This is a genomic window from Actinotignum sp. UMB0459 (assembly GCF_051905915.1).
GTDB lineage: Bacteria > Actinomycetota > Actinomycetes > Actinomycetales > Actinomycetaceae > Actinotignum > Actinotignum sanguinis.
This window is the reverse complement of record NZ_JBQAIK010000014.1, coordinates 21,603-43,798: the sequence shown is the minus strand read 5'-3', so window position 1 is coordinate 43,798 and position 22,196 is coordinate 21,603. Positions and strand designations below refer to the sequence as shown.

Below are 22,196 nucleotides of genomic sequence, written 5' to 3'. Positions count from 1 at the left end.
GCGGAGTCTGTTGAGAAGTGGTCACCCTTAAAGGTTGCCACATCCGGGGGCCCTGACCGTTAGTTGTAGTGTTAGAGGTATGTCGAAGTCAGCACCGTTGCCCTCCAAGTTCGGGGGCCGTAGATCCTGGAGGCGCGCCGCTGCCGCACACCAGGCCTCTGCGCGGCGCCACTCTCTTCCGGTGGTGAACGAAACGAGTGCGGGGGGAATCGTTATCGGGGTGCGCGGCGGGAAAGCCTACGTGGCCGTTATCGCGCGGCGTAACCGCGGCGGGCGGCTGGAATGGTGCCTCCCCAAAGGGCACCTGGAGGGCAATGAAACGCCCGAAGAAGCCGCCGTGCGGGAAATCGCGGAAGAAACCGGGATTACCGGGCGGGTGCTCATGCATTTAGCCACTATTGATTACTGGTTCTCCGGCACCAACCACCGCGTCCATAAAGTTGTCCACCACTTTTTATTGGAGGGAATCACCGGGCATATCACCGTTGATAACGACCCGGATCACGAAGCGGAAAAGGCCGAATGGGTGCGCTTGGATCGCGTGGCATCCCGGCTGGCCTATCCTAATGAACGCCGTATTGTGGCCTCGGCCCGCGCGATTCTCGCGGGGGAGGAATGATGTGGCGGGGCGCGCTTGCCGGGCTGGTGGCTGCCTGGGTGCCGCTGGGCGCCGGGGGGCCGCTGAGCGCGCAAGCTCTTCCGGTACGTCCGGCCTCCGCACCCAGCGTGGAGATCGTGGACGTAGGTGCCCCGGTTCTCGGTAAGGACGCCACCCTCACCCTCACCGCCGCCGTGACGAATTCCACCACGGAAACACGGCATCTTAATTCGGTCTCGCTCTATATCCAGCGCTACGTCCCCTCCTCGCGCAGCGCGGTGCTCAGCTTCATGCGCGCGGAGCCCGCCGGCCTGGCCCTCTATGACACCCTCACCCCGGATGCGGATATTGCGCCCGGAACGTCCACCCGCGTTACCTTTTCGGTTCCGCGGGAGCGGATTCCCGCCGAGTGGGGGCCCCGCGGGGTCCAGGTGAGTGCCGTGGTGGATGGGGAAACGGCAACGGACCGTAGTTTTATCGTCACCGCTCCGGGCGACGACGCCGCGCCCGCCCCCATCAGCGCGATTGTGCCGGTTACGCGCTCCCTGAGCGATGTGGGTAGCACCCCGGCCCTCGAGGAGCAGGTCTACGCCAGCCTTACCGGACCCGCACCCGCGGCCAGCCCGCAGCCGCCGGCGGTGGCACCTGTACCTTCAACTTCGGCCGGCACGGCCGCTGCTTCGCCAACCACCCCTTCCGCCACCTCGGAAAGCACCGCCGTAGCGAACGGCACCTCCGCTTCCGATCCGGGTGCGAGCGCCGCGCCATCCGCGCCGGCAGCATCCCAGGGGGCGAGTGCCCCGGCTGCGCCGTCGGCCCCGAGCACCGCACCCGGTTCTTCGGCACCGCCTTCTGTTTCGAGTTCCGCACCGGAGGCCGCGCAGCTACCCCATCGCCTCAGTACCCTGGAGTATTTTGCGCACCCGGGTGTGAGTGCGGCCGTCGACCCGCTTCTTATCGCGGGTGATTCGGAGCGGGTCGCGCTGCGCAATTTTGCATCCGCGGCCGGGACCAGCGTGTTCTTCGGTTTGGGTGCGGACGTGGATGCCGCCGCGCTCACCCATGCCGGGCGCGCGGATAAGCTCGCCCTGGCACGGCAGGACGCGGTCCAGGCGGCGCTGGCTTCCGGCTTTGCGGCGCGTTCGGATATTGCGGTGACGGCGCTGGGGGTGGACCGGGCCACCGCGCGGGCGCTGCGCGATGCGGGTGCCGCGGCGCTCATCACCACCGATGTGGACGCGGCGCATGCCTCCTGGCTCAGCCCGAGCGGGCGGGTGAATATTCCGCTCGATGCGGAGGGAGCTACAACGTGTTCTTTGAGCGAGGCTCGCGGTGCCGGCGCGGAAGGCACGGACGTTGCGGATGCGGATTCCGAGGCCGGCGCGGACGAAACCGCGGCGGGTTCTAATGAGGTTGCAGTAGATCAGGATGAGGCCGCGGCGCTGCGCGCGGACGGCGTGCTCTCCGCCCTGGTGCAGGGATATTTGCCCAGCTTGGACGAGGCGAATGCGCTGGCCTCCGGAGGTGGGGAAGGTTTGCCGGAAGCCTCCGGGAGCCGCCTCTCCGCCATGGACGCCCGCCAAACAGCCCTCGCGCTCTCGGCGGCGACCTACCGGGAGCTGCCCGCCGCACCGCGCGCCCAAGTGGTGCTGGTGGATCGGCCGGAAAGTGCCGCGCTGGCGCGGGCCGGTGCTTTGCCGGATCGCGATATCGGGGCTGCGCTCGGTGCTCTTACGAGCGCGCCGTGGTTGGCGCCCACGCCAGCCGGTGACCTTCTTGCGAAACCGGCGGCCGGGTGTGCCCAGCTTCCCGAGGAGCGCGTGCTGCCCGGGGAGATTTCCGCAGCGCAGCTGGCCCGTGGCGATGCGCACGTCACCACAATTTCCACCACGGCCGCCCTGACCCCGCGGCCCGCAGATATCACCGGGCCGGTCACCCATCACGCCGCACAGCTGGCGGGAGTGGCACTACGTGACCACCACGCACAGCGCGAGGAACTATCCGCGCAGCTCACGCAGCTGGCCGAGGAGATGGCCGGCGCCGTCACGGTTCAGCCCTCCTCCACGATCAATATCATTTCGGAAAGCGCGGATCTGCCCGTGCACGTGCATAATTCCCTTCCCGTTCCCGTGGGCGCGGTGGTGGAATTACGCGCTGAAGATTTCCGCATCGTACCCTCCGATCCCGTTGCGGCAACGATTCCGCCCGCCGCCTCGGTGACGGTGGCGGTGCCGGTACAGGCTTCCGGTTCGGGGAATGTCACGGTGACGGCCGCGGTGACCGATCCGGTGGGTACGCCGATCGGCGCGGTTCAGGATATTAATGTGCGGGTGCGCGCCGGGTGGGAAACCACGGGGACGTATATTATTGGCGCGCTGCTCGGGGTGCTCTTGCTCGGTGGGATCGCGCGCAGTCTGCGCAGCGGGCGGCGTTCGGGCGGCGTCGACCCTGAAAAACATCTCCACAATTTACGTGAGGCTAGCGCGGCGGAAGAAGCCGGGCCGCGCGCCGTCGATAAACTGCGCGAGGAACACGAAATACCATAGGAGTAATGTGGCCGCGAGGCACGGCAAGGAGGAACTGTGAGCGCCATCGGAACCAGGGGCATGACTCTCGCCGGTCGCTACCGCCTGGAGAATTTGTACGAGGAGCAACTTGATATTGCGGGTACCGAACAGTGGTATGCCGTGGATGATGCGCTGGGCACCGCGGTGCGAGTGCTGCTCATCGGGGATATTCCCACGCGCGCGGACGCGCTGGATGCGGCGCGGCGCACCGGGCTGCTCGACGACGCGCATATCGTGCGCACGCTTTCCGTCGGTGAAAATTTCGTGGTGAGTGAGATCCCGCTGGGCACCTCGCTCACCGGGTATGTGCACGGGGAGGGTTTCGCGCCCGAGCAAGCCAAGGCCGTGGTGTGTGAACTCGCCGCGATCCTCACCCAGGTGTCCGGCCGCGGTATGCGGCATTTACGTATTACTCCTTCGCGGGTGCGAGTGGGCGATGCCGGGGATGTGTACCTGGATGGCATCGGTATTGACGCAGCTCTGGCCGGTGCGCGGACGGATGAATACGATCCGGCCAGCCTCAATAACGCCGAGGCCGCTGACCTGGTACTTTTCTTGGCGACCCTGCTTGAGGGCGCGCAGGCGGATGAAACTACGCTCGAGGCACTGGCGCGCGATGATTCCCTCCCCGATGACATTCGGGAAGTGTTCCGGCGCACCCTCTCCCCCGAACGCCTGCTCTCCCCCGGGGAAGTGCTGCGCAGCCTCGTCCCGTTCAACCGGCCTGACCTGCGTGAATTCCCCGCTCCGGTGCTGGTAGCGCCGCAGCTTCCCGGCGGCGGGGATTCCCGTTTCGGTTTCGACCCGCTGGGCGGGCATGTGCGCGGGGGCGCGATCGGCCGCGTCACCTTGGGTTCGAGTCACGTTTCCTTCGGCGCCGCTGATTCTGAGCGCGACGACGCCGCAGCTGCCACCGGTGCGGAAGCCGAAGCACCTGACGTGGGCGCTGGGACCCTTGCTGAGTCCGGTACACATGCCGGCGAGCCATCCGAACCCGATGGGATTACCGCACCCGAGGAAATAACCCACGCGGGTGAGACCGCTCCTCATACCGCGACCACGCCCGCTACCGAAGCTGCACCTGATATCGAAGTTGCGGTTGCTACCGAAGTAGTGCCGGATAGCGAAACTGCTCCTGATGCCGCAGGTGTATCTGCCAGCACCGCGACTACCTCCGCTTCATCGGCTATTGGAAGCCAGGAATTGGACCCCGCCGGAGTTTCCGGAGCGAATTTCGAGGGTGCGGTTGATACAGAATTGGGTATTGCCGCAGCTCCTGACGTGGAGCTCCACCCCCGGTGGGTATCACCGGAAGAATTCCGCGGTGAAGAAAGTAAGGTAAACACTGCTTACCGCGACCGGAGCGAAACAGGGACTGAGGAAACTTCCGCGGCCCATATCGATAGCCACGGTGGTCAGGATGCCGCTGGCGGCGGCGTCGCTCAGGATGCCGCAACGCCGCGATTCCAACCGCATTTCCCCTCGCTACGCGAAGCGGAACGTGAACTGGAGGAATGCGAGCGTGAGGCGGCAGAAAATGAAGCTGCCGAACGCGCCGCGGCTGCGCGTGTTGCGGCAGAACGTAAGGAGACAGAACGCGAAGGGGCAGAACCTGCAAGTGCCGCCCCGGAACATGAAAGTGATACCGCACCCACGGTTGCTTTAAACAGTGTTCACAGTGCGACGAGTCCGCAGCGTCGTTCCATTATGAGCGGCACCGACGAGGAGCGAACCGGGTCGCCTCACGGGGGCGATGAATCCCCCCGTATTCACCCAGCTTCAGCGGCGGCACGCGCAAGCGCCGCTCCGGCAAAGGTAGCGGCCCGCACCCGCGGGGATCGTAAGCCCGCCACCCGGCCACCGGCTCCCTCGCGGCCGATTATTACCGATGAGGAAAACGGGCGCGCCCTCGGATCGCGCATTTTCGATTCTTCTAAGCTCATTGTGGTGGGCGCGATTGCGCTGGTTTTGGTGGCGTTGTACTTCGCGGTATCCACCTTCTTCCGGCCCACGGATGTTTCCACCCGGCCGCCGGTTATTTCTGCCCCGCCCACGGCTTCGGCCGATGCGCAAACTTCGGAAGGTCAGGGTGCCCAGCCGAGTGCGAGTGCCGCGCCCACGCCCAGCTCCACGGCACCGCAAATTGTTTCAGCGAATCTTCTCAACCCGCATAAGAGTGAGGCGGATGAAGACTACCCGCAGACCCTTCCGCTTGCTATCGATAAGAATCCGGCAACGGAATGGGCTAGCTGGGAATACCTGCGAAATCCAAAATTTGGCTTGCTCAAAGAGGGGATGGGGATTGAGCTGCGCCTGGCGAAGCCGTCCACTATCAAAGAAGTCACTTTGCAGTTGAGCGGCCAGGGTGGACATGTGCAGTGGCGTGATACCACAGCTGAGCAGCCCAGCGGCGGTACCGTGGTGACGGAGGGTACCATGAGCGCGAAAACAACACTCACGGCACCAACGCCGGTAAACAGTGATCACGTGGTGCTGTGGTTCACGGAGTTACCCAAGAACGCGGCGGGCCAGTTCAAGCTGCAGATTTCTGAAATTAGCGTGAAGTAAGCGGTGTTTACAACCGGCTGGGAATAGCTACACATTCCGGGACGTTGTACCCAATGTTGTGCCCGATGGGGAGCGGTGTGCTCGCACAACGCGGCACGCTCACTCACAAGAACACAGGAGAAACATGACCGAGAGCGATATTCGTGACGTCATCATTGTCGGATCCGGGCCGGCGGGCTGGACCGCCGCGCTGTACACCGCGCGCGCCGGCCTCAAGCCGCTGGTGATCGGCGGTGCCATCGATGCCGGCGGCGCCCTTATGACCACCACCGAAGTGGAAAACTACCCGGGTTTCCCGGATGGAATCTTCGGGCCGGACCTTATGGCTAATATGCAGCAGCAGGCCGAAAAATTCGGTGCCGAAATGGAGTACGACGACGCTCTCTCCATGGACCTAAGCGGCGATATCAAGATCATCCGCACCGACGAATCAGAGTTCCGGGCACGCACGGTGATTTTGGCCCTCGGCTCAGCCTATAAAAAGCTCGGCTTGGACGGCGAAACTATGTTCGCCTCCCGCGGGGTTTCCTACTGCGCCACCTGCGATGGGTTCTTCTTCAAAGATCAGGAAATCGCCGTGGTGGGCGGCGGGGACAGCGCCGTAACGGATGCTCTCTTCCTCACTCGCTTCGCAACCAAGGTGCACGTTATCCACCGGCGCGATGAACTGCGCGCTTCGAAAATTATGGCGGATCGCCTGCTGGCCGATCCCAAGATCGTTATGCACTGGAATAGCGAAGTCACCGATATTCGCGGAGAAGATGGCGGATCCATGAACGCCATCACCCTCCACAACAACGTGACCGGGGAAGATTCCAATCTTGATGTAACTGGTCTTTTCGTCGCCATTGGTCACCTACCGCGTACGGAGGTCCTCGGTGGGCAGCTTAAGTTGGACGACGGCGGCTATATCCTCGTCAACCACCCCCATACCGAAACCTCGGTTCCTGGAGTTTTCGCTTGCGGGGATGTTGTGGATCGGTACTACCGCCAGGCTATTTCCGCAGCTGGCACCGGGTGCCGGGCGGCTCTCGATGCGGAACGCTATCTTGAAAATCTCGCGGCGCAGCACGCCGCCACGGATAATAGCGCAGAGTAATTCCAGGGAAGGTAGCCCCTGTAACTAAGCATGCGGTGTACGGCGGCGCTTCTCTTCATGTTCGAACCGGCGAGGCAGTTAAAAAGGTCCGCCTCGCTGGTTCTGCATTTAAAATAGTTGAGCTGGGGATCTGCCCACCCCGGTCAGAAGGAGGTGCCATGAACGCCTACCGGCATGATGTTCCTACTCTGCTGCTCTACACTGCCTCGTGGGTTCCCTATGATCGGCCGATGCGCGTCATTTTCGAGGAGACCGTCGTCGACCTCCATCGTTTAATTCCGGACGCAACTTTCGACGCCTGGTGCATCAACCTGGATGTTCTTACCGAACCACCGATTGGTCCGCGGCGCACAGCCGCCACCACTACCGATGCCGATATCCAGCACATCTTGCCGGGCGGTGCCCCGGAACATCGGCTAGATTTCACTGACCTATCCGAAGAAGTAACGTACGCGATCCAGCGAGCCTTGGGTTATGGCGGTATTACCCCCTCGGATCTTGCCTCACGGGACATGCAGCAGCATCCGTGGGAGGAAGTAGGCGCTTTCATTCCAAAGCTCGAGTGGCTGCCCACCCTGCTCCTCGTATACCAAGGGGAGGAGTATGCGCGGTTCGCGGGATTAGTTCCCAAACTCGACATCCGGGCTGAACTGCTAGCCCGCCTTTCAGAACTGCCGCCACCTTTCGGCCGTCGCTTACAACGTGAATAAATATGGAGCTGACACGGTCATTTCATTGCGGGTACGCTACTGCCCCATAAGAACTCAGCGCGTTCGGCTCCGCAATAAAGTGATGCGCAAAGCACACCTGCGAACATTGTTTTATCGCGGCCCCGAGCGTGGCACACTTAGTGTGTTAAAAGAGAAGGAGAACGTATGGGCGAGCAGCACGCCGGTCCCGGATTTACCAGACTTGATCCATGGTACAATGTTTACGCTGATCGAGCTTTAGGAATGAAGCAATCCGAGGTTCGTCAGCTTTTCGCCGTCGCAAATCGTCCCGAAGTAGTGTCTCTTGCTGGGGGTATGCCAAATATTAGCGGTCTCCCCTTAGACTTCCTCGCGGATATGACCGCACGGCTCATCCGTAATAATGGCGCTAAAATGCTACAGTACGGCGGTGGCCAAGGAACGGAAGAACTCCGCGAAATGATCGTGGAAGTCATGCGCCCCGAAGGTATTCGTGCTCATCCGGACGACATCAATATTACGACCGGCAGCCAACAGGCCCTTGATCTCGTTTCCCAGATTTTTATTAATCCGGGCGACGTGGTTATTGCTGAGGCTCCCTCCTACGTGGGAGCGTTGGGAACTTTCCGGGCGTACCAAGCTCACGTGGTGCACGTGCAGATGGATGCCAATGGCCTGATTCCCGAGCAGCTTGAAGAAACGATTAAGGATCTTGAAGCCGTTGGAAAGCCAATTAAGTTCCTCTACACCATCCCTAATTTCCACAACCCTGCCGGGGTGAGTCAATCCGAAGAACGCCGCCGGCGTATCGCTGATATTTGCGATAACCATCATGTTCTTATCGTCGAAGATAACCCTTATGGCCTGCTTGGTTTTGATGGTGATCCCATCCCTGCTATCCAAACGTTCAACCCGGATGGCGTGGTGTACTTGGGTTCCTTCTCCAAAACTTTCGCGCCGGGATTCCGCGTCGGCTGGGCATTGGCACCTGCTGCGCTGAGTGCACGTCTCACCCTCGCCGCTGAAAATGCGATCCTGTGCCCAACCACTTTTGGTCAGCTTGCCATCGCGGAATATCTGCGCACCTACGACTGGTATCAGCAGGTCAAGGAATATCGGGGTATGTACGCTGAGCGTGGTCAAGCTATGCAAGCAGCTCTTGAGAAATACATGCCCATGTGCACGTGGAATAAGCCTCGGGGTGGTTTCTACACCTGGGTGAAACTTCCTAACGGTCTCAATGCGCATGAGATGCTTCCTCGTGCGGTGAAGAACCTGGTCGCATATGTATCGGGAACCGCTTTCTTTGCTGATGGTCAAGGTTCGGATCATATGCGGTTGTCCTTCTGCTACCCAACCCCGGAACGTATTACGGAAGGCGTTCGGAGGCTCGGAGAAGTTATCGGCCAGGAAAATGACTTGGTTCAGATGTTCGGTGTGGATGATTCCTCGCCACGGGCAACGAAGTAATTCGATTGCTATCGATTCTCAAAGACGATGAGTAGAGTGAAGTCCGGAGGGAAAATGGACAATATTCTTACCGTTGCTATTCTTGCCGGTGGTCTTACACACGAACGCGATGTGTCGCTGAGTTCGGGGCGGCGGGTCGCAACACTGCTACGCGAAGCGGGTGCCCAGGTCAAGGTCCTCGATGTTGACGCGACCTTGCTCCAGCGTCTCAACTCCATGAATCCTACGGTGGTCTGGCCGTTGGTGCATGGTGCGACCGGAGAAGATGGCGCGCTTCAAGATCTGCTTTCTCTTAGCGGGTACCGTTTTGTAGGGTCGACGGCGAACGCCGCCCGCATTGCCTCTAATAAAACGGTTGCACAATCGCTTTTGCGCCATGCCGGACTTGCCGTTCCGTGGTCAGTGAGCTTCCCGGAGGCTCTTTTCCGAGAAGTCGGGGTGGCACCTATTCTTGAGCTTCTTGGGGAACGCTATGACTTCCCCTTGGTGGTGAAACCTAATTTGGGGGGCTCGGCCCTGGGGGTAACCATCGTTAATAAAGCTGGTGATCTTCCTCGTGCCATGGTTGATTGCTTTGCTTATGGGGAAGAGGCGCATGTCGAAACCTTTATTGCAGGAACTGAAGTTTCCGTTTCCGTTATTGACGGAGCTAACGGTCCTATCGCGCTCCCGCCGGTAGAAATTGAAACCGATGGACCCTATGATTACGATGCACGCTACTTCGCTGGGCGCGCTAAGTACTACGTACCTGCGCGCCTTTCCGAAGAAGAGAAAATCCGGGTTGCAGATGCTGCCCTCACAGCGCATACCACTCTTCGGCTTCGCGATGTTTCCCGTATTGACCTCATCATAAAAGATGGCATTCCGTACGTTATCGACGTGAATATCGCTCCGGGCATGACGGAAACATCGTTGCTTCCCCAAGCCGTTGAAGCATACGCGCGAGATACAGAGACAACTCCGGAATCTCTCTACCTGCAAATTTTGCACCGTGCCGCTGGGCGAGATCTTAGTGAACCGGAAGACCTTCCCGATATGGCAAAGTAGTAACAATAGTTATATTGGGGATATCCCCATGGCGCGGGCAATGTTTCACGTGAAACATTGCCCGCTTCCTTTAAAGCCGCCATTAGCGCTATTCCATAATCACAGCATCATCACCGATTTAAAGCCGGCATCGGATATGTTTCACGTGAAACATGAGGGAAGTACCGCCACGCACCAAGCACCACGACCCCGATCTAAGAAATGCCACGTTGCCAACATTCGAATATAAATCAGGGCAATGTTTCACATGAAACATTGCCCTGTAACAAGAAAGCTCAGCGGTTTATGCTTCGCTACTATCTTCATGAGGAAGATTGACGCCCTCCACATCCGGTGCCAGAACGCTCAAAATCCGATTGAGATCCTCGAGAGAACCAAAATCGATTCGCATAGTTCCCTTCGTGCGGCCCATATCGACTTTGACCCGCGTATTGAGGCGATCACCCAATTGGTTGGCCACGGAATTTAGCTCGTGTTCAAAGCGCCTGACCCGAGCTCGGCGCGGTGCCGCCGGCGTTGATTCATCACCGAGGGCGACAATCTCTTCCACAGCACGAACGGAAAGTCCTTCCGCAACGATCCGTTGGGCAAGGCGTTCCATAGCGCCAGCATCAGCGAGACCAAGAAGCGCACGCGCATGCCCTGAAGATAGCACGCCCGCCGCAACTCTCCGCTGTACTAAAGCGGGGAGCTTCAAAAGTCGCAAGGTATTAGTAATTTGCGGGCGTGACCGCGCAATCCTCTTCGCGAGCTCATCCTGAGTACATTGGAAGTCCTCTAGTAATTGCTGGTAAGCAGCAGCTTCTTCTAGCGGATTTAGATCTGCACGGTGTAAATTCTCCAGAAGAGCGTCCCGCAGCACATCTTCATCTGAGGTACGCCGAATAATAGCGGGAATATGGGTTAAGCCAGCCCGCTGGCTCGCACGCCAGCGGCGTTCACCCATAATGAGCTCGTACCTCGCATCTGGCTGCTCATCCAAAGGCTCACTCAGTGGCCGAATAACGATAGGCTGTAGAACGCCTACTTCCTTAATCGACTGTGCAAGTTCCTCTAAATCATCCTCGTCGAAATTGGTACGAGGCTGCGCATGATTGGGAACAATAATAGTTACATCAATCTCGCCGTAGGTCGCACCGGGAACCGCAACAAGGTCAGCATCCTCTGATGTTTCACGTGAAACATTGCCAGCCGCGCCACTATCACTCTTTGATTCTGATAGGACGCCATCAGTTTTGGAATTTTTACTGGCAGGTTTCTTCTTTGGCATATCAGCCGATTGTTTCGAAGCTACACGCCGAGAGCCGCCCGATGTTTCACGTGAAACATTCTCTCCTGCTGTACCATATCCAAGGTCTAAGGGACTGACCTCATCAGAGAGATCCTTCTGGTGCACATCCACCGCGGGCAAGGGATCTTCCTCCGAAGCGGACGGAATACCACCTTGACCGCTGCTGAAACTCTCCGAATCCTCATCCTTATGCGAACTCTCATCCTTCTTCTTCACAGTTCCGAAAAAGATGTCGATTGGGCTTTCAGTATTCTCTGCCTGTTCCGGTGGAATGAGGGCCCCGAGTCCACTACCTAAACCGCGCCGTTTACGAGTTGCCACGATGATTCCTAACTATGAGAGAGCTGAAAATTCTTTTGCTGCCGCAAGATAGGCGATGGCAGCGCGATTTCGAGGGTCATGGGTGAGAACACTTTTCCCGAAAGACGGCGCTTCCGCCGCCGCCACAGATCGGGGAATCTCCGTATGAAGCACCCGGTCACCGAAGTGTGAACGCACTTCTTCCGATACGTCTTTCGCAAGATTTGTGCGAGTATCTACCATGGTCACGATAAATGCCGAGATATGCAGCTTCTCGTTTCGTGATGAGCGCACATCCTCAACCGTTTGTACCAATTGAGCTACACCCTGGAGAGCATAGAACTCAGCCTGAATAGGAACCAGCACCTCATCAGCCGCGACCAACGCACTTACCGGTAACAACGCCATACTTGGGGGGCAGTCAATGAATACAAAGTCAAAGGCCTTACCCTGCTCCGCAAAACTATCCATAGTTTCCCGGATCGCCTCGCGCAAAATAGAGTACCGCCCAGGTACCTGGCCTAATTCAAAATCAACCGCGGCCAAGGTGATACTCGAGGGTGCCACGTAGAGATTCGGGATCTCTTCAAGTTCGATAAGAACATCCTCGAGCTTAGCTTCACCCTTGAATACTTCGTAAACGTCAGTACGTTCCTCTTGCGGGCTAATTCCCAAGCCGGTCGAAGCATTCCCCTGCGCGTCAGCATCAACAAGCAACACTCGCATACCGTTAAGAGCAAGGGCTGCCGCCATATTAACAGCGGTCGTGGTTTTACCAACGCCACCCTTTTGATTAGTCACCGCAACAACACGAGTATGCTCCGGCTTCTGGAATTTACTCGCTTTTACCTTCTTAAGGCGCTTGAAATCCTCGCGAAGTTCACGGGCGATCGGAGTGTCCCGATCCTGTGGTGCAGGGGCAGGTGCCGAACTCGGTGCAGCACGACGTCCAACTTTTTTCCGGGGATCACTCATAAATAACGCCCTCCTTACCTCAGAATATTCTAGCCGGTATCAAGCGCCCTCAGTGCCGTCGTCAGCTGGGTCACGGCCACCGCTCCCGCAATCTAAGCATCACTAATACCAACCGAACATATGTTCGTTTTTATGGGCCTCCGAAGCTCCTCAACCTATGACTCACGCCGAGGAACTACCCCGCTAGGATGCCTTTTTGGTTACCTCCACAACTCGGGTAGCCTCCGCAGTTCCGAAGGGAACCACCGCATGCACTGTCACCTCCACGGCGCCGTAACGCTGCAATTGCGCTGCAGCGTCGTCAATTTCTTGGGCGGCGCGCTCACCCTTGAGAGCGACCAAACGCCCTCCGGGTTTAACTAGCGGCATCGTCCACGGCAGTAGTTTCTTGAGAGCCGCCACCGCGCGGGCAGTCACAATATCCGCAGCGAAACGACCTTTGAGCTGTTCCGCACGGGCGGTGCGCACCTTGACATTTCGCAAGCCTAATTCGCCCACCACGTAGCGTAGCCATTCGGTGCGGCGCTCCATCGATTCAATCAGAGTCACGGTAACGTCCGGCCGCACAATCGCCAATACGATCCCCGGAAAACCAGCCCCGGAACCCACATCGCCCACCGTGGCATTCACGGGGATGAATTCCTCGATAGCTAACGAATTGAGAAGGTGACGGGACCATAAGCGACCCAGTTCGCGCGGACCCACCAGCCCGCGTACCTCGCCTTCCTCTTCAAGCAGACGCGCAAAATGAAGCAAGGTTCCCCATGTCGCCGTGCCGAAGTGTTCAGCACCGGCGGCAGGAGGAACCTCGATCATAGGATGTTCTTCCGCCATATATGCGTATTAATCCTCGTCCGCGGGCTTGATAACCACGTGACGCCCCGCGCCTACACCTTCAGAATCGGAAACAAGCCCGGCGGCAGCAGCAGCATCATGCACAACCTTGCGCTCGAAGGGATTCATGGGATCCAACTCGATTTCGTCGCCGGTTTCCTGTACCTCGCGGATAGCTTCGGCAGCGATTTCTTCAATCTTGGCGCGCCGCTCATCGCGGTAGCCCGCGATATCCAGCATGAGACGCGAGCGTTCCCCGGTCTTTTCCTGAACCGCAAGGCGGGTCAAATCCTGGAGCGCATTGAGGGTCGCACCGTGCCGGCCCACCAGGCGCCGCAGCCGCTCATCGGCTTCACCCTCGGTGACAATGGCAATCGTGGCACGATCTTCGTCAATCGAAATATCAATATCGCCGTCGAGATCAGCAATATCCAGCAGTTCTTCGAGGTAGTCAGCCGCAATATCGCCTTCGCGATCAAGCTTCTTAATATCCTCAGACGTTTCGCTCATTCTTTCTCCTGGTATCCGGGGGATCCCCTTCTGGGGCTGCCAAGATGTTGCGCAACCCGTCCGTTCCTTTTCTTTGACTAAGTTTAGCTTGTTCTACACCGGTAGCCGCATGTTACTTACCGCGGTTTTTCTTATTCTTCTTGGCGCGGGCGCGAGCCCGTTCAGCCTGCCGGCGTTCGTAGCGCTTCCGAGCACGTTCTTCATCCGTCAAACCATCTTTACCGACGGCGGGCTTATCGTCGTCGCCCTCATCTTCCGGCCGCGGCATATACGCATCGGGACTCAGCCCGGCTTTCTTCGCGCGTTCCTTGCTCATCGGCTGATAACGCTGGCCGCCCTTCTGCTCCTCAGCTTCCAGTTCGGCAATCTCTTCATCGGTGAGTCCCTTGCGCTTACGCTTTTCCAGAATGCGCTTTTCCCGCTCGATATAGGCCCGCGAACCGGGGGTGGGGTTGTGCCGAATGAACCAGCTCTGCTGGCACATATTCCAGAGGTTACCGGCGCACCAGTAGATAAGCACGCCCACCGGGAACACCGCACCGGAGAAGACATAAATCAGCGGCATACCGTAGAGCATCATGCGTTGCATGCGCAGAGCCGCGTTATTCGGATCCTTCTGTTCCGGCATATTCTTCGTCATGAGCTGACGCTGAGTCCAGAACATGCTGAGGATCATGATGACAACAAGAACGACGGCGACAATCCGCACCTGGGTGGCATTAGCAAATTGACCCGCGGTGGAAATGGTGGCGGACATAGGAGCACCGAAGAACGTGGTGTCCTCGAAGTCCTGCGCAACCGACTGCGTAATCGGCCCGATGGGGCCACGCTTGCCCGTCGCAATGGAGGGGAAGTTAATAAGCACCCGGTACAGGGAGAAAAGAATCGGCATCTGCACGAGCATCGGCCAGCACGACGCCATGGGGGAGGCCCCGTGTTTGCGGTAGAGCGCCTGCAGTTCTTCCTGCTGGCGCTGCATGGACACCTGGTCCCGCTTCCCCTTGTACTTCTTCTGCAGCTTCTGAATATCGGGTTGCAGCACCTGCATCGCCCGCGAAGCACGAATCTGCCGGTTATACAGCGGCAAGATGAGCAGACGAACCACAATGGTCAGGCCGACAATGGCGCATACCCACGCCGGCCCGGCGCCCTGGTTCATACCCAGGAGTACGAGTCCTTCGTGGATGCCGTACATCACCCACGAGACCGCCCACATAAACGGAGCGAGAATTGTATCCACTTAGTTTCTCCTCACGCTATTGGACGATCCTGGTTGGGACTGCCCGTAGCGTTGTTCTTATCGTCTAACGCGTCTTCTTTGGCGTAAAGCTCGAGAAGCTCATCTTGGTCCAATGGTTTCTTTGGCCACTGACCCGGTGGTGGCACTCGATCTACGCCGCCCTTCGTCAACGGGTTGCACCGTAGCAAGCGCCACACGGTTAAAAGTGTACCTTTGCCGGTCCCATGAATCTGTATGGCTTGTATCGCATAGGCCGAACAGCTCGGTGCGTAGCGGCACCGCGGGGGACGTGCGGCTGAGATGGTGCGTTGGTACCAGCGCACTGCCCGTACCAGCATACTTTCGTTGCGTTGCCCGTGCGGTTTCACGCTTGCCCCCGCCGCGCTCACGCTGTGCTCACCGCCCGAGAACGGTGCGCGCATGCCTTGGCGAGCGCACGATCCACATCCTCACCGAGTTGCGCGCTGCTGCTTCCCGCCGCGGCGGGAAAAGCGCGAACGACGACGAGATCGCCGTCGTCAAAAAAACTGAGGCGTGCATGCATAAGATGGCGCAGCTGCCGGTATACCCGATGCCGCACCACGGAATTACCCACGGCTTTGGATACGACAAAACCGACCCGCACAGGGTGAGGGCCGGTTAGGGTCGATTCCGACTGGGAGCCGAGGATGACTTGGACGCGCCGCGTAGAGCCGCGCGTTCCGGAAAAGGCCGAGTCGAAATCCGCCGAACTCCGCATGCGGTGAACGGCTGGAAGCATTTACTGAGCCGAAATCTTGGCGCGACCCTTGCGACGGCGAGCTGCCAGAACAGCGCGACCTGCGCGGGTCGACATGCGCTTGCGGAAACCGTGTACCTTAGCGCGACGGCGATTATTCGGCTGGAAAGTCCGCTTAACCACGGTGATCCCCTCCACTAGATATTGACGGGCTTATCCACAACCGGTGGCGGCCCTTCCTAACAAATACGCGCGGCTGAACCACGCATGGACTAGATGACTTTACGCGAGATCCAGGCGATGAGTCAAAGGGTTTTAGCGTGCGGTGACCGTTATCTCAAGGATGATCACTGTGAGAAAACACGTACCGAAGCAATTTTTTCGGACTATACACATCTGTGGAAAAGATTGAGGATAGGTTTTTAAGGCTCCACAGCGCGCAAGTGACCTGTGAATAACAGAGGTGTAATTTCCACAGGTGTGGAGAAGCCTGTGGATAACTTGTTAGCGTGTTGCGCGTCATTCACCTACGATAGGCAGACAGAGATAGGGCATGGCCTCACCAGATACCGTGAAACTTACAGTCGTGATCATCAACGGCGCTCGGATCACCTGGCTGCGAGGCTCGCCCCCTTTTTTCTTAGAAGAGTCCTCAGGAGGATGTCATGGCGGAGATGAACCCCGCGCGCGATGCTTGGCTTGCCGCCTTGGAATTGCTGCGTATGCAGGGCGACCTCTCCGATTCACAATCCGCTTTTGTGCGCATGGCCCATCCGCTCGCCACCGCCGAGGACATTTTCATGATCGTGGTGGGATCCGAATTCGTGAAGAATTGGATCGAAGAACACGTTGCTGATCTGATGACCGGGGCGCTTTCCAATATCCTTGGCCACAGCATCCGCTTGGTTATTTCCATTGATCCAAGCGTCAATGAATCCCCGCTCCCGGCTGCGGAACGCCGGGAGTCTCGCCCGGTGGAGACCGCCCCGGCGCCGCGCCGCGTGGAAACTCCCACCGCTCTTTCTCCGGATTCGGAATGGAATAAGTCCGCTACCTATCGGGATTTCACCCTGGAAGAACCGGGAACTTATCCCGATGTGCCCGCCGAACCGGTGGCCGCAGCTGCGCCGTCGGCCCGTACTACCCCGCACGTAAGCGCACCGGTCGAAAAAACTGAACCGACCTCGCTCGCAACTTTGGCGATGGCCTCCGGGGAAGAAAAGATCTACGGGAATTCCGCAGATCCTTCTTTTGCGGCGATCTCCACCGCCGCCGGTCTCAACCCGAAATACACGTTCGATAATTTTGTTATCGGGGATTCGAACCGTTTTCCTACCGCCACGTCGCTAGCGGTCTCCGAAGCGCCGGGAACCACCTATAACCCGCTGTTCCTCTATTCGGATTCCGGGATGGGGAAAACCCATCTCATGCACGCGATCGGGAATTACGCACTCTCGCTCTACCCGAATATTCACGTGCGCTATATCAGCGCCGAAGAGTTCACCAATGCTTTTATTAACGCGGTGCGTGACGGGCGGCAAAGCGAATTCAAGGATTCTTTCCGCAAGGTCGACATTCTTCTTATCGACGATATCCAATTCATTGGCGGGCGTGATACCACTGTGGAAGAGTTCTTCCACACCTTCAACGCCCTCACGAATTCCAATAAGCAGATTGTTATTACCTCCGATGTGGCCCCGAATCTGCTCAACGGCTTCGAAGAGCGGATGCTTTCGCGTTTTAACTCCGGGGTGGTGGCAAGTATTGACCGCCCGAATCTGGAAACCCGTATCGCCATTCTGGAAAAGAAAGCGCATGTGGACGGCATTAGCGTCCCGCGCGAGGTGCATGAATATATCGCCACGCATATGACCACGAATGTGCGCGAAATGGAAGGTGCGCTGCGGCGAGTCACCGCTTTCGCGGATCTATCCAAGCAACCGGTTTCACTCACGCTATCCGAGATGGTCCTCAAAGATCTCATTACCAATCCAGATTCGGTGGATATCAAACCGAGCCTCATCATGGCGCAAACGGCGAATTACTTCTCCATCACCATTGACGATCTCACCAGCGCGGATCGCTCCCGAATTCCTGTTACTGCGCGGCAAATCGCCATGTATCTGTGCCGGGAAATGACAGATCTTTCCCTCCCGAAGATCGGTTCACTTTTCGGCGGACGCGACCACACCACCGTCATGCACGCCTATCGGAAAATCGATAAGCAGATGGCCGAGCGGCAGACCACCTATAACCAGGTCTCCGAACTCTCCGTGCGTATTAAGCAGGCGGCCAGCCAGGCCGGGTAGCTTAGGCCGGATAGCTCAAGCCCGGTAACTCTATAAACCAGGCCGGGTAACTCTCTACATCGGTAACGCCAACCGCGGCGCACGCCGGGGGAGAATCTGTTTGCCTTGGCACCGGGGCCGGTGCGCGCGTGCGACACATTGAGTACGACGCCGCAGCCACCTGCCTCCATAGCCACCTCGTCTCACAAATCAGCCTGATATATATCCCTATTTCTTCGCTCACACACCAGGATCAAGGCTATCCACAGGGCTTGCGGATAAGCTGTGGATACCAGCTCAAATTAAGCGGATTGGCGGGATCTAGCGGTGGATAGCATTCGGGCTCAAGTGTCTCATCCCCCGAAAGCACCTCTTATCCACAATGCCGTCCACAGGCTCATCCACAAGCAGAAATCGCATGCGCACGCCGTTTCGAACACATTTCCACAGTGTCCACAGCACCTACTACTACCACTACCTATTAACACCCGCATGAACAACAACCGGTCGCCGAGGGCCTGTGCACCCGCCGCGATAAACTACACCGTTGTAATTACAAAGCCGCTAAATTCTTTTCCTTCCGGGCCTTCCCTCGCGTAAAGTAGCTCTAGAAGTTCTTGTCATTGGGAGGAAGGTTCGCTGTGAAATTGCGGATTGAACACGATGTCTTCGCGGACGCCGTCTCGTGGACGGCACGCACTATCCCCACCCGCCCTTCGCTGCCCATCCTTTCCGGGATCAAAATCGAAGCTAAAGACACCGGCGTCGTTGCACTCTCCTCGTATGATCCTGATATTTCCTCCTACGCTGAAATTACCGGTGATGTAGAAGAAGCCGGAACCATTTTGGTGCACGGGCGCCTGCTGGCCGAATATGCCCGCGCGCTCCCCAATAAGCCCATTGATCTCACGGTCGAAGGCACCAAACTTGATCTCCAATGCGGCTCCTCGCGCATGGTCATGACCTCGATGCCGCTGGAAGACTACCCGGCTGCCCCGCCCCTCGATGGAGTATCGGGCGTGGTAGACGGCGCGGCCTGGCAACATGCAGTTGCCCAGGCCGTTACCGCCGCCTCCACCGATGACACCCTCCCGCTCCTCGTCTCGGTCTGCATCGAAATCAACGGCGAAAATATTGCCCTCATGGCAACTGACCGCTACCGCCTGGCCATCGCCAACCTCACCTGGGAACCGGAAGATCCGCAGATTTCCGCGCGAATTCTGGTGCGGGCCAGCCGGCTTTCCGATATCGCCAAGTCTCTCGGTTCCGTCGGTAATGTGCGCATGACCCTCGATACCACCGGCCGCACCGGCCTCATTGGTTTCCGCGCTGCGGACCGCCAGAACGTGGCTCGCCTCATTGACGGGGATTATCCGCAGGTCCGGGCACTCTTCCCGGATACCGTCAACGGGTACGCGGTGATTGACCGCCTGATGCTGCTCGATGCCATTAAGCGCGCGCGGCTCGTCGTCGAAAAGAATAGTGCGGTGCGCCTGAGCTTTACCGAAGGTAGCGTGGTACTGGATGCCGGTCAAAATGATTCGGCGCAAACCAGCGAAGCCCTGCCGGCCACCCTCACCGGGGAAGATATTGCGATGGCTTTCAACCCGGCCTACCTGCAAGATGGCCTGACCGCGGTAGATACGCCTTTCGTGCGCCTCTCCTTCACCAGCCCCACGAAACCGGCCGTTATTACCGGCCAACCCGAAGAAAACGGCTCCGATACGGATGAGTTCCGCCTCCTCCTCATGCCGATTCGCACCTACTCCTAAGGCGCGGGTGTGAGTGTACATCTCTGACTTAGCGCTGGCGGATTTTCGTAACTACCGGCGTGAAGTGGCTCGTTTTCGCCCCGGGGTGACTATCCTCGTGGGCGAGAACGGTCAGGGGAAAACCAATCTGGTGGAGGCCATCGCCTACCTCGCCACCCTCACCTCCCATCGAGTTTCCTCCGATAATGCACTGATTCGCCAGGGCGCGACCGCCGGCGTGGTGCAGGCACGGGTGATGCGCGGCGAATCACCGACCACCGTGGACGTAGAAATCTATGCCGGGCGCGCTAACCGAGCCCGCCTCAATCGCGGTAATGTGCGCCCGATAGAGATTCTCGGGACTATCCGCGCGGTGCTTTTCGCACCCGAAGATCTTTCCCTGGTGCGCGGGGAACCGGCGGTGCGGCGTGCTTTCCTGGATGACCTCATGGTGCAGCTTCGCCCGCGTCTCGCTGCGGTGAAAAGTGAGTACGAACGGGTGATCCGCCAGCGTGCCGCCCTCCTGAAAACTGCCGGGGCCGCCCGCCGGCGCGGAAAAAGCGTGGATCACGCCGCTATTGATGTGTGGGATGAGCAGCTGGCCGGGCTGGCCGCCCAGATCGTAGCCGCCCGCGCCGAACTGGTGGCGCGGCTCCGCCCGTACGTCACGGAAATGTACAATATCGTGTCCGGTAACCGCGGGCACGCCCGCCTTGATTACGCGGCGAATGCGTGGCGCGGTACCTTCACCCTCCCCGATGCTGCGGCGCTATTAAACGACGACGACGCCAGCTGCCACGCCGTCACCGCCCAGGAAGATGCACTGCGTGATGTAGAAACCGCTCGGGCCTTGCTGCGTTCCCAACTCGATGAACGCCGGGATCAAGAAATTGAGCGCGGCGTGAATCTGGTGGGCCCGCACCGCGATGACCTGCGTTTGTCTTTAGGAACCCTGCCGGCTAAAGGCTATGCCAGCCACGGGGAAAGCTGGAGTTACGCACTGGCGCTCCGGCTGGCCTGCTGGAAATTACTGAGCGAAGATGGCGAACCCATCCTTCTCCTCGACGATGTTTTTGCCGAACTCGATGCCCGGCGCCGGGAGCGCCTGGCTGAGCTGGTGGCCCAGGCCGACCAGGTGATTGTGACCGCGGCGGTGGGCGATGACCTGCCCGAAACCCTGCGCGGGGACCGCCTCCATATCGCGGCGGGCAGCATTACCGAGGAGGTCCGCGATGGCGCGTGAGGCTGGCGATATCTTCGCACTTCATGCTCTGGACGCCGCTCGGGAAGCAGCTTTCCGGCGCGGAGATGTGCGCACCCGCCGGCCCGCCGCGGCTTCCCGGTACCTCGCGGCAAACGGCACGGGCGCACCCGGCGAAGCCGGCGCGGCTGACCGCATCGGTGATCCGGTGGCCACTCCCGGCCCGGGCTGGGGTGATGTGGGATCTGGGGCTCGGCCCTCCTGGCGCGATCCGCACCCGGTTGGTGAACTCCTGGCCCGAACCATCCGCGACCGCGGCTGGCAAAGCCACCTCGATATTGCCTCTGTTTCCGCGCGCTGGGACGATATCGTGGGACCGAATGTGGCGCGGCACTGCCGTATTGAAGATTTTTCCGACGACGGCGTGCTCACCCTGCGCGCCTCCTCCACCTCGTGGAAAACCCAGATGCGCGCGCTCCTTGCCACCCTGTCCGGGCGGATTGCCGCCGAAATAGGGGAGGGGATTGTCAAGGATATTGTTATTTTGGGCCCGCATCGGCCCAGCTGGAAGCACGGGCTCCTCTCAGTTCCCGGCCGCGGCCCCCGAGATACCTACGGGTAGTTGTGCTAGCTATTCCCAGCCCAGGGCGTGCAGGGCGTCGTCGTCCAAACCGTAAAAATGCCCGACCTCGTGGATAATGGTGACCCCGATTTCCTCCACTAATTCTTCGCGCGTTTCGCACCAGCGCATCAGCGGGCCGCGGAAAATAAAGATGCGGTCGGGCAGCAAGCCGGCGTCGTCACCGCGGTCGGTTAGCGCTATACCGTCGTAAAAACCGAGCACCGCGGGGTGGCCGTTCTCATCGTAATCTTCCGGGCGGAGCATATCGGGCTCAGGCTCTTCTTCCACTAAAAACACCACATTGGGAAGGGACGCGAGAAAAGCCTCGGGCAGCAGATCGATGGCATCGGCCACCGCCTCCTCGAATTCTTGCTCGGACATCTCCAGCACAGCGGTCCTCCGTCTCAGTTTCTTAGCTGCTTATAGGC

The 22,196-nt window shown here is 59.0% G+C and carries 20 protein-coding genes; 11 read left to right on the top strand and 9 right to left on the bottom strand.

Features of this window, described 5'->3' with window-relative positions:
• Nucleotides 1-79 precede the first annotated feature (79 nt).
• The 7 genes from ACTFPK_RS04565 (at nt 80) to ACTFPK_RS04535 (ending at nt 10,038) form a co-directional block, all read left to right on the top strand.
• Nucleotides 80-619: an NUDIX hydrolase gene (locus ACTFPK_RS04565; RefSeq protein WP_126135507.1), complete on the top strand. Its 540-nt coding sequence runs from the start codon at nt 80-82 to the stop codon at nt 617-619.
• Complete coding sequence (locus ACTFPK_RS04560) at nt 616-3,144, top strand: DUF6049 family protein (RefSeq protein ID WP_274778504.1); 2,529 nt, start codon at nt 616-618, stop codon at nt 3,142-3,144. The genes ACTFPK_RS04565 and ACTFPK_RS04560 overlap by 4 nt, the downstream gene beginning before the upstream one ends.
• 36 nt (nt 3,145-3,180) lie before the next feature.
• Nucleotides 3,181-5,733 carry a hypothetical protein gene (locus ACTFPK_RS04555; protein ID WP_274755812.1) on the top strand — a complete coding sequence of 851 codons (2,553 nt, stop codon included), beginning with the start codon at nt 3,181-3,183 and terminating at the stop codon, nt 5,731-5,733.
• 124 nt (nt 5,734-5,857) lie between these two features.
• The gene (gene trxB / locus ACTFPK_RS04550; protein ID WP_274755811.1) at nt 5,858-6,832 is read left to right on the top strand and encodes a thioredoxin-disulfide reductase; all 975 of its coding nucleotides are present in this window, start codon (nt 5,858-5,860) and stop codon (nt 6,830-6,832) included.
• A 158-nt stretch (nt 6,833-6,990) separates the two neighbouring features.
• Nucleotides 6,991-7,542, top strand: a complete 552-nt coding sequence (locus ACTFPK_RS04545) for a hypothetical protein (RefSeq protein WP_274732581.1) — start codon at nt 6,991-6,993, stop codon at nt 7,540-7,542.
• A 165-nt stretch (nt 7,543-7,707) separates the two neighbouring features.
• Entirely contained in the window at nt 7,708-8,991 is a 1,284-nt protein-coding gene (locus ACTFPK_RS04540) for an aminotransferase-like domain-containing protein (protein ID WP_274732579.1), read from the top strand.
• Between the two features lie 27 nt (nt 8,992-9,018).
• Entirely contained in the window at nt 9,019-10,038 is a 1,020-nt protein-coding gene (locus ACTFPK_RS04535; protein ID WP_274736453.1) for a D-alanine--D-alanine ligase family protein, read from the top strand.
• A 283-nt stretch (nt 10,039-10,321) separates the two neighbouring features.
• Here ACTFPK_RS04535 and ACTFPK_RS04530 read toward each other — a convergent pair whose 3' ends face one another.
• The 8 genes from ACTFPK_RS04530 to rpmH all read right to left on the bottom strand — a co-directional run bounded on the left by ACTFPK_RS04530 (nt 10,322) and on the right by rpmH (nt 16,089).
• Complete coding sequence (locus ACTFPK_RS04530) at nt 10,322-11,650, bottom strand: ParB/RepB/Spo0J family partition protein (protein WP_274732575.1); 1,329 nt, start codon at nt 11,648-11,650, stop codon at nt 10,322-10,324.
• Between the two features lie 12 nt (nt 11,651-11,662).
• Nucleotides 11,663-12,604, bottom strand: a complete 942-nt coding sequence (locus ACTFPK_RS04525) for a ParA family protein (RefSeq protein WP_274732573.1) — start codon at nt 12,602-12,604, stop codon at nt 11,663-11,665.
• Between the two features lie 183 nt (nt 12,605-12,787).
• Nucleotides 12,788-13,420 (bottom strand): 16S rRNA (guanine(527)-N(7))-methyltransferase RsmG, encoded by a 633-nt coding sequence (gene rsmG / locus ACTFPK_RS04520; RefSeq protein WP_274732570.1) that lies wholly within the window; start codon nt 13,418-13,420, stop codon nt 12,788-12,790.
• A 27-nt stretch (nt 13,421-13,447) separates the two neighbouring features.
• Nucleotides 13,448-13,948, bottom strand: coding sequence for a Jag family protein (locus ACTFPK_RS04515; RefSeq protein WP_016442050.1), 501 nt, complete (start codon nt 13,946-13,948; stop codon nt 13,448-13,450).
• Between the two features lie 112 nt (nt 13,949-14,060).
• Nucleotides 14,061-15,188: a membrane protein insertase YidC gene (yidC, locus tag ACTFPK_RS04510; protein ID WP_126135093.1), complete on the bottom strand. Its 1,128-nt coding sequence runs from the start codon at nt 15,186-15,188 to the stop codon at nt 14,061-14,063.
• 11 nt (nt 15,189-15,199) lie between these two features.
• Nucleotides 15,200-15,526 carry a membrane protein insertion efficiency factor YidD gene (gene yidD / locus ACTFPK_RS04505; RefSeq protein ID WP_274732656.1) on the bottom strand — a complete coding sequence of 109 codons (327 nt, stop codon included), beginning with the start codon at nt 15,524-15,526 and terminating at the stop codon, nt 15,200-15,202.
• Between the two features lie 47 nt (nt 15,527-15,573).
• Nucleotides 15,574-15,948, bottom strand: a complete 375-nt coding sequence (gene rnpA / locus ACTFPK_RS04500; protein ID WP_274736454.1) for a ribonuclease P protein component — start codon at nt 15,946-15,948, stop codon at nt 15,574-15,576.
• Complete coding sequence (gene rpmH, locus ACTFPK_RS04495) at nt 15,949-16,089, bottom strand: 50S ribosomal protein L34 (RefSeq protein WP_039898524.1); 141 nt, start codon at nt 16,087-16,089, stop codon at nt 15,949-15,951.
• Nucleotides 16,090-16,571: 482 nt separating this feature from the next.
• Here rpmH and dnaA point away from each other — a divergent pair, with 482 nt between their 5' ends.
• The 4 genes from dnaA to ACTFPK_RS04475 all read left to right on the top strand — a co-directional run bounded on the left by dnaA (nt 16,572) and on the right by ACTFPK_RS04475 (nt 21,768).
• On the top strand, nt 16,572-18,215 hold the full coding sequence (dnaA, locus tag ACTFPK_RS04490) for a chromosomal replication initiator protein DnaA (RefSeq protein ID WP_274732561.1): 1,644 nt from the start codon (nt 16,572-16,574) through the stop codon (nt 18,213-18,215).
• Between the two features lie 620 nt (nt 18,216-18,835).
• On the top strand, nt 18,836-19,966 hold the full coding sequence (dnaN, locus tag ACTFPK_RS04485; RefSeq protein WP_274732559.1) for a DNA polymerase III subunit beta: 1,131 nt from the start codon (nt 18,836-18,838) through the stop codon (nt 19,964-19,966).
• Nucleotides 19,967-19,979: 13 nt separating this feature from the next.
• Entirely contained in the window at nt 19,980-21,188 is a 1,209-nt protein-coding gene (recF, locus tag ACTFPK_RS04480; protein WP_274755767.1) for a DNA replication/repair protein RecF, read from the top strand.
• Entirely contained in the window at nt 21,178-21,768 is a 591-nt protein-coding gene (locus ACTFPK_RS04475; protein WP_274732555.1) for a DUF721 domain-containing protein, read from the top strand. Before recF ends, ACTFPK_RS04475 begins: the two co-directional genes overlap by 11 nt.
• A 9-nt stretch (nt 21,769-21,777) precedes the next feature.
• Here the strand turns inward: ACTFPK_RS04475 and ACTFPK_RS04470 are convergent, their stop codons facing one another.
• Complete coding sequence (locus ACTFPK_RS04470; protein ID WP_274732654.1) at nt 21,778-22,149, bottom strand: metallopeptidase family protein; 372 nt, start codon at nt 22,147-22,149, stop codon at nt 21,778-21,780.
• Nucleotides 22,150-22,196: the final 47 nt, after the last annotated feature.

Coding starts and splice junctions, on each gene's coding strand:
- ACTFPK_RS04565 (WP_126135507.1), top strand. CDS start 80: ATGTCGAAGTCAGCACCGTTGCCCTCCAAGTTCGGGGGCCGTAGATCC.
- ACTFPK_RS04560 (WP_274778504.1), top strand. CDS start 616: ATGATGTGGCGGGGCGCGCTTGCCGGGCTGGTGGCTGCCTGGGTGCCG.
- trxB (WP_274755811.1), top strand. CDS start 5,858: ATGACCGAGAGCGATATTCGTGACGTCATCATTGTCGGATCCGGGCCG.
- ACTFPK_RS04545 (WP_274732581.1), top strand. CDS start 6,991: ATGAACGCCTACCGGCATGATGTTCCTACTCTGCTGCTCTACACTGCC.
- ACTFPK_RS04540 (WP_274732579.1), top strand. CDS start 7,708: ATGGGCGAGCAGCACGCCGGTCCCGGATTTACCAGACTTGATCCATGG.
- ACTFPK_RS04535 (WP_274736453.1), top strand. CDS start 9,019: ATGAGTAGAGTGAAGTCCGGAGGGAAAATGGACAATATTCTTACCGTT.
- ACTFPK_RS04525 (WP_274732573.1), bottom strand. CDS start 12,604: ATGAGTGATCCCCGGAAAAAAGTTGGACGTCGTGCTGCACCGAGTTCG.
- rsmG (WP_274732570.1), bottom strand. CDS start 13,420: ATGATCGAGGTTCCTCCTGCCGCCGGTGCTGAACACTTCGGCACGGCG.
- ACTFPK_RS04515 (WP_016442050.1), bottom strand. CDS start 13,948: ATGAGCGAAACGTCTGAGGATATTAAGAAGCTTGATCGCGAAGGCGAT.
- yidD (WP_274732656.1), bottom strand. CDS start 15,526: ATGCTGGTACGGGCAGTGCGCTGGTACCAACGCACCATCTCAGCCGCA.
- rnpA (WP_274736454.1), bottom strand. CDS start 15,948: ATGCTTCCAGCCGTTCACCGCATGCGGAGTTCGGCGGATTTCGACTCG.
- dnaA (WP_274732561.1), top strand. CDS start 16,572: ATGGCGGAGATGAACCCCGCGCGCGATGCTTGGCTTGCCGCCTTGGAA.
- ACTFPK_RS04475 (WP_274732555.1), top strand. CDS start 21,178: ATGGCGCGTGAGGCTGGCGATATCTTCGCACTTCATGCTCTGGACGCC.
- ACTFPK_RS04470 (WP_274732654.1), bottom strand. CDS start 22,149: ATGTCCGAGCAAGAATTCGAGGAGGCGGTGGCCGATGCCATCGATCTG.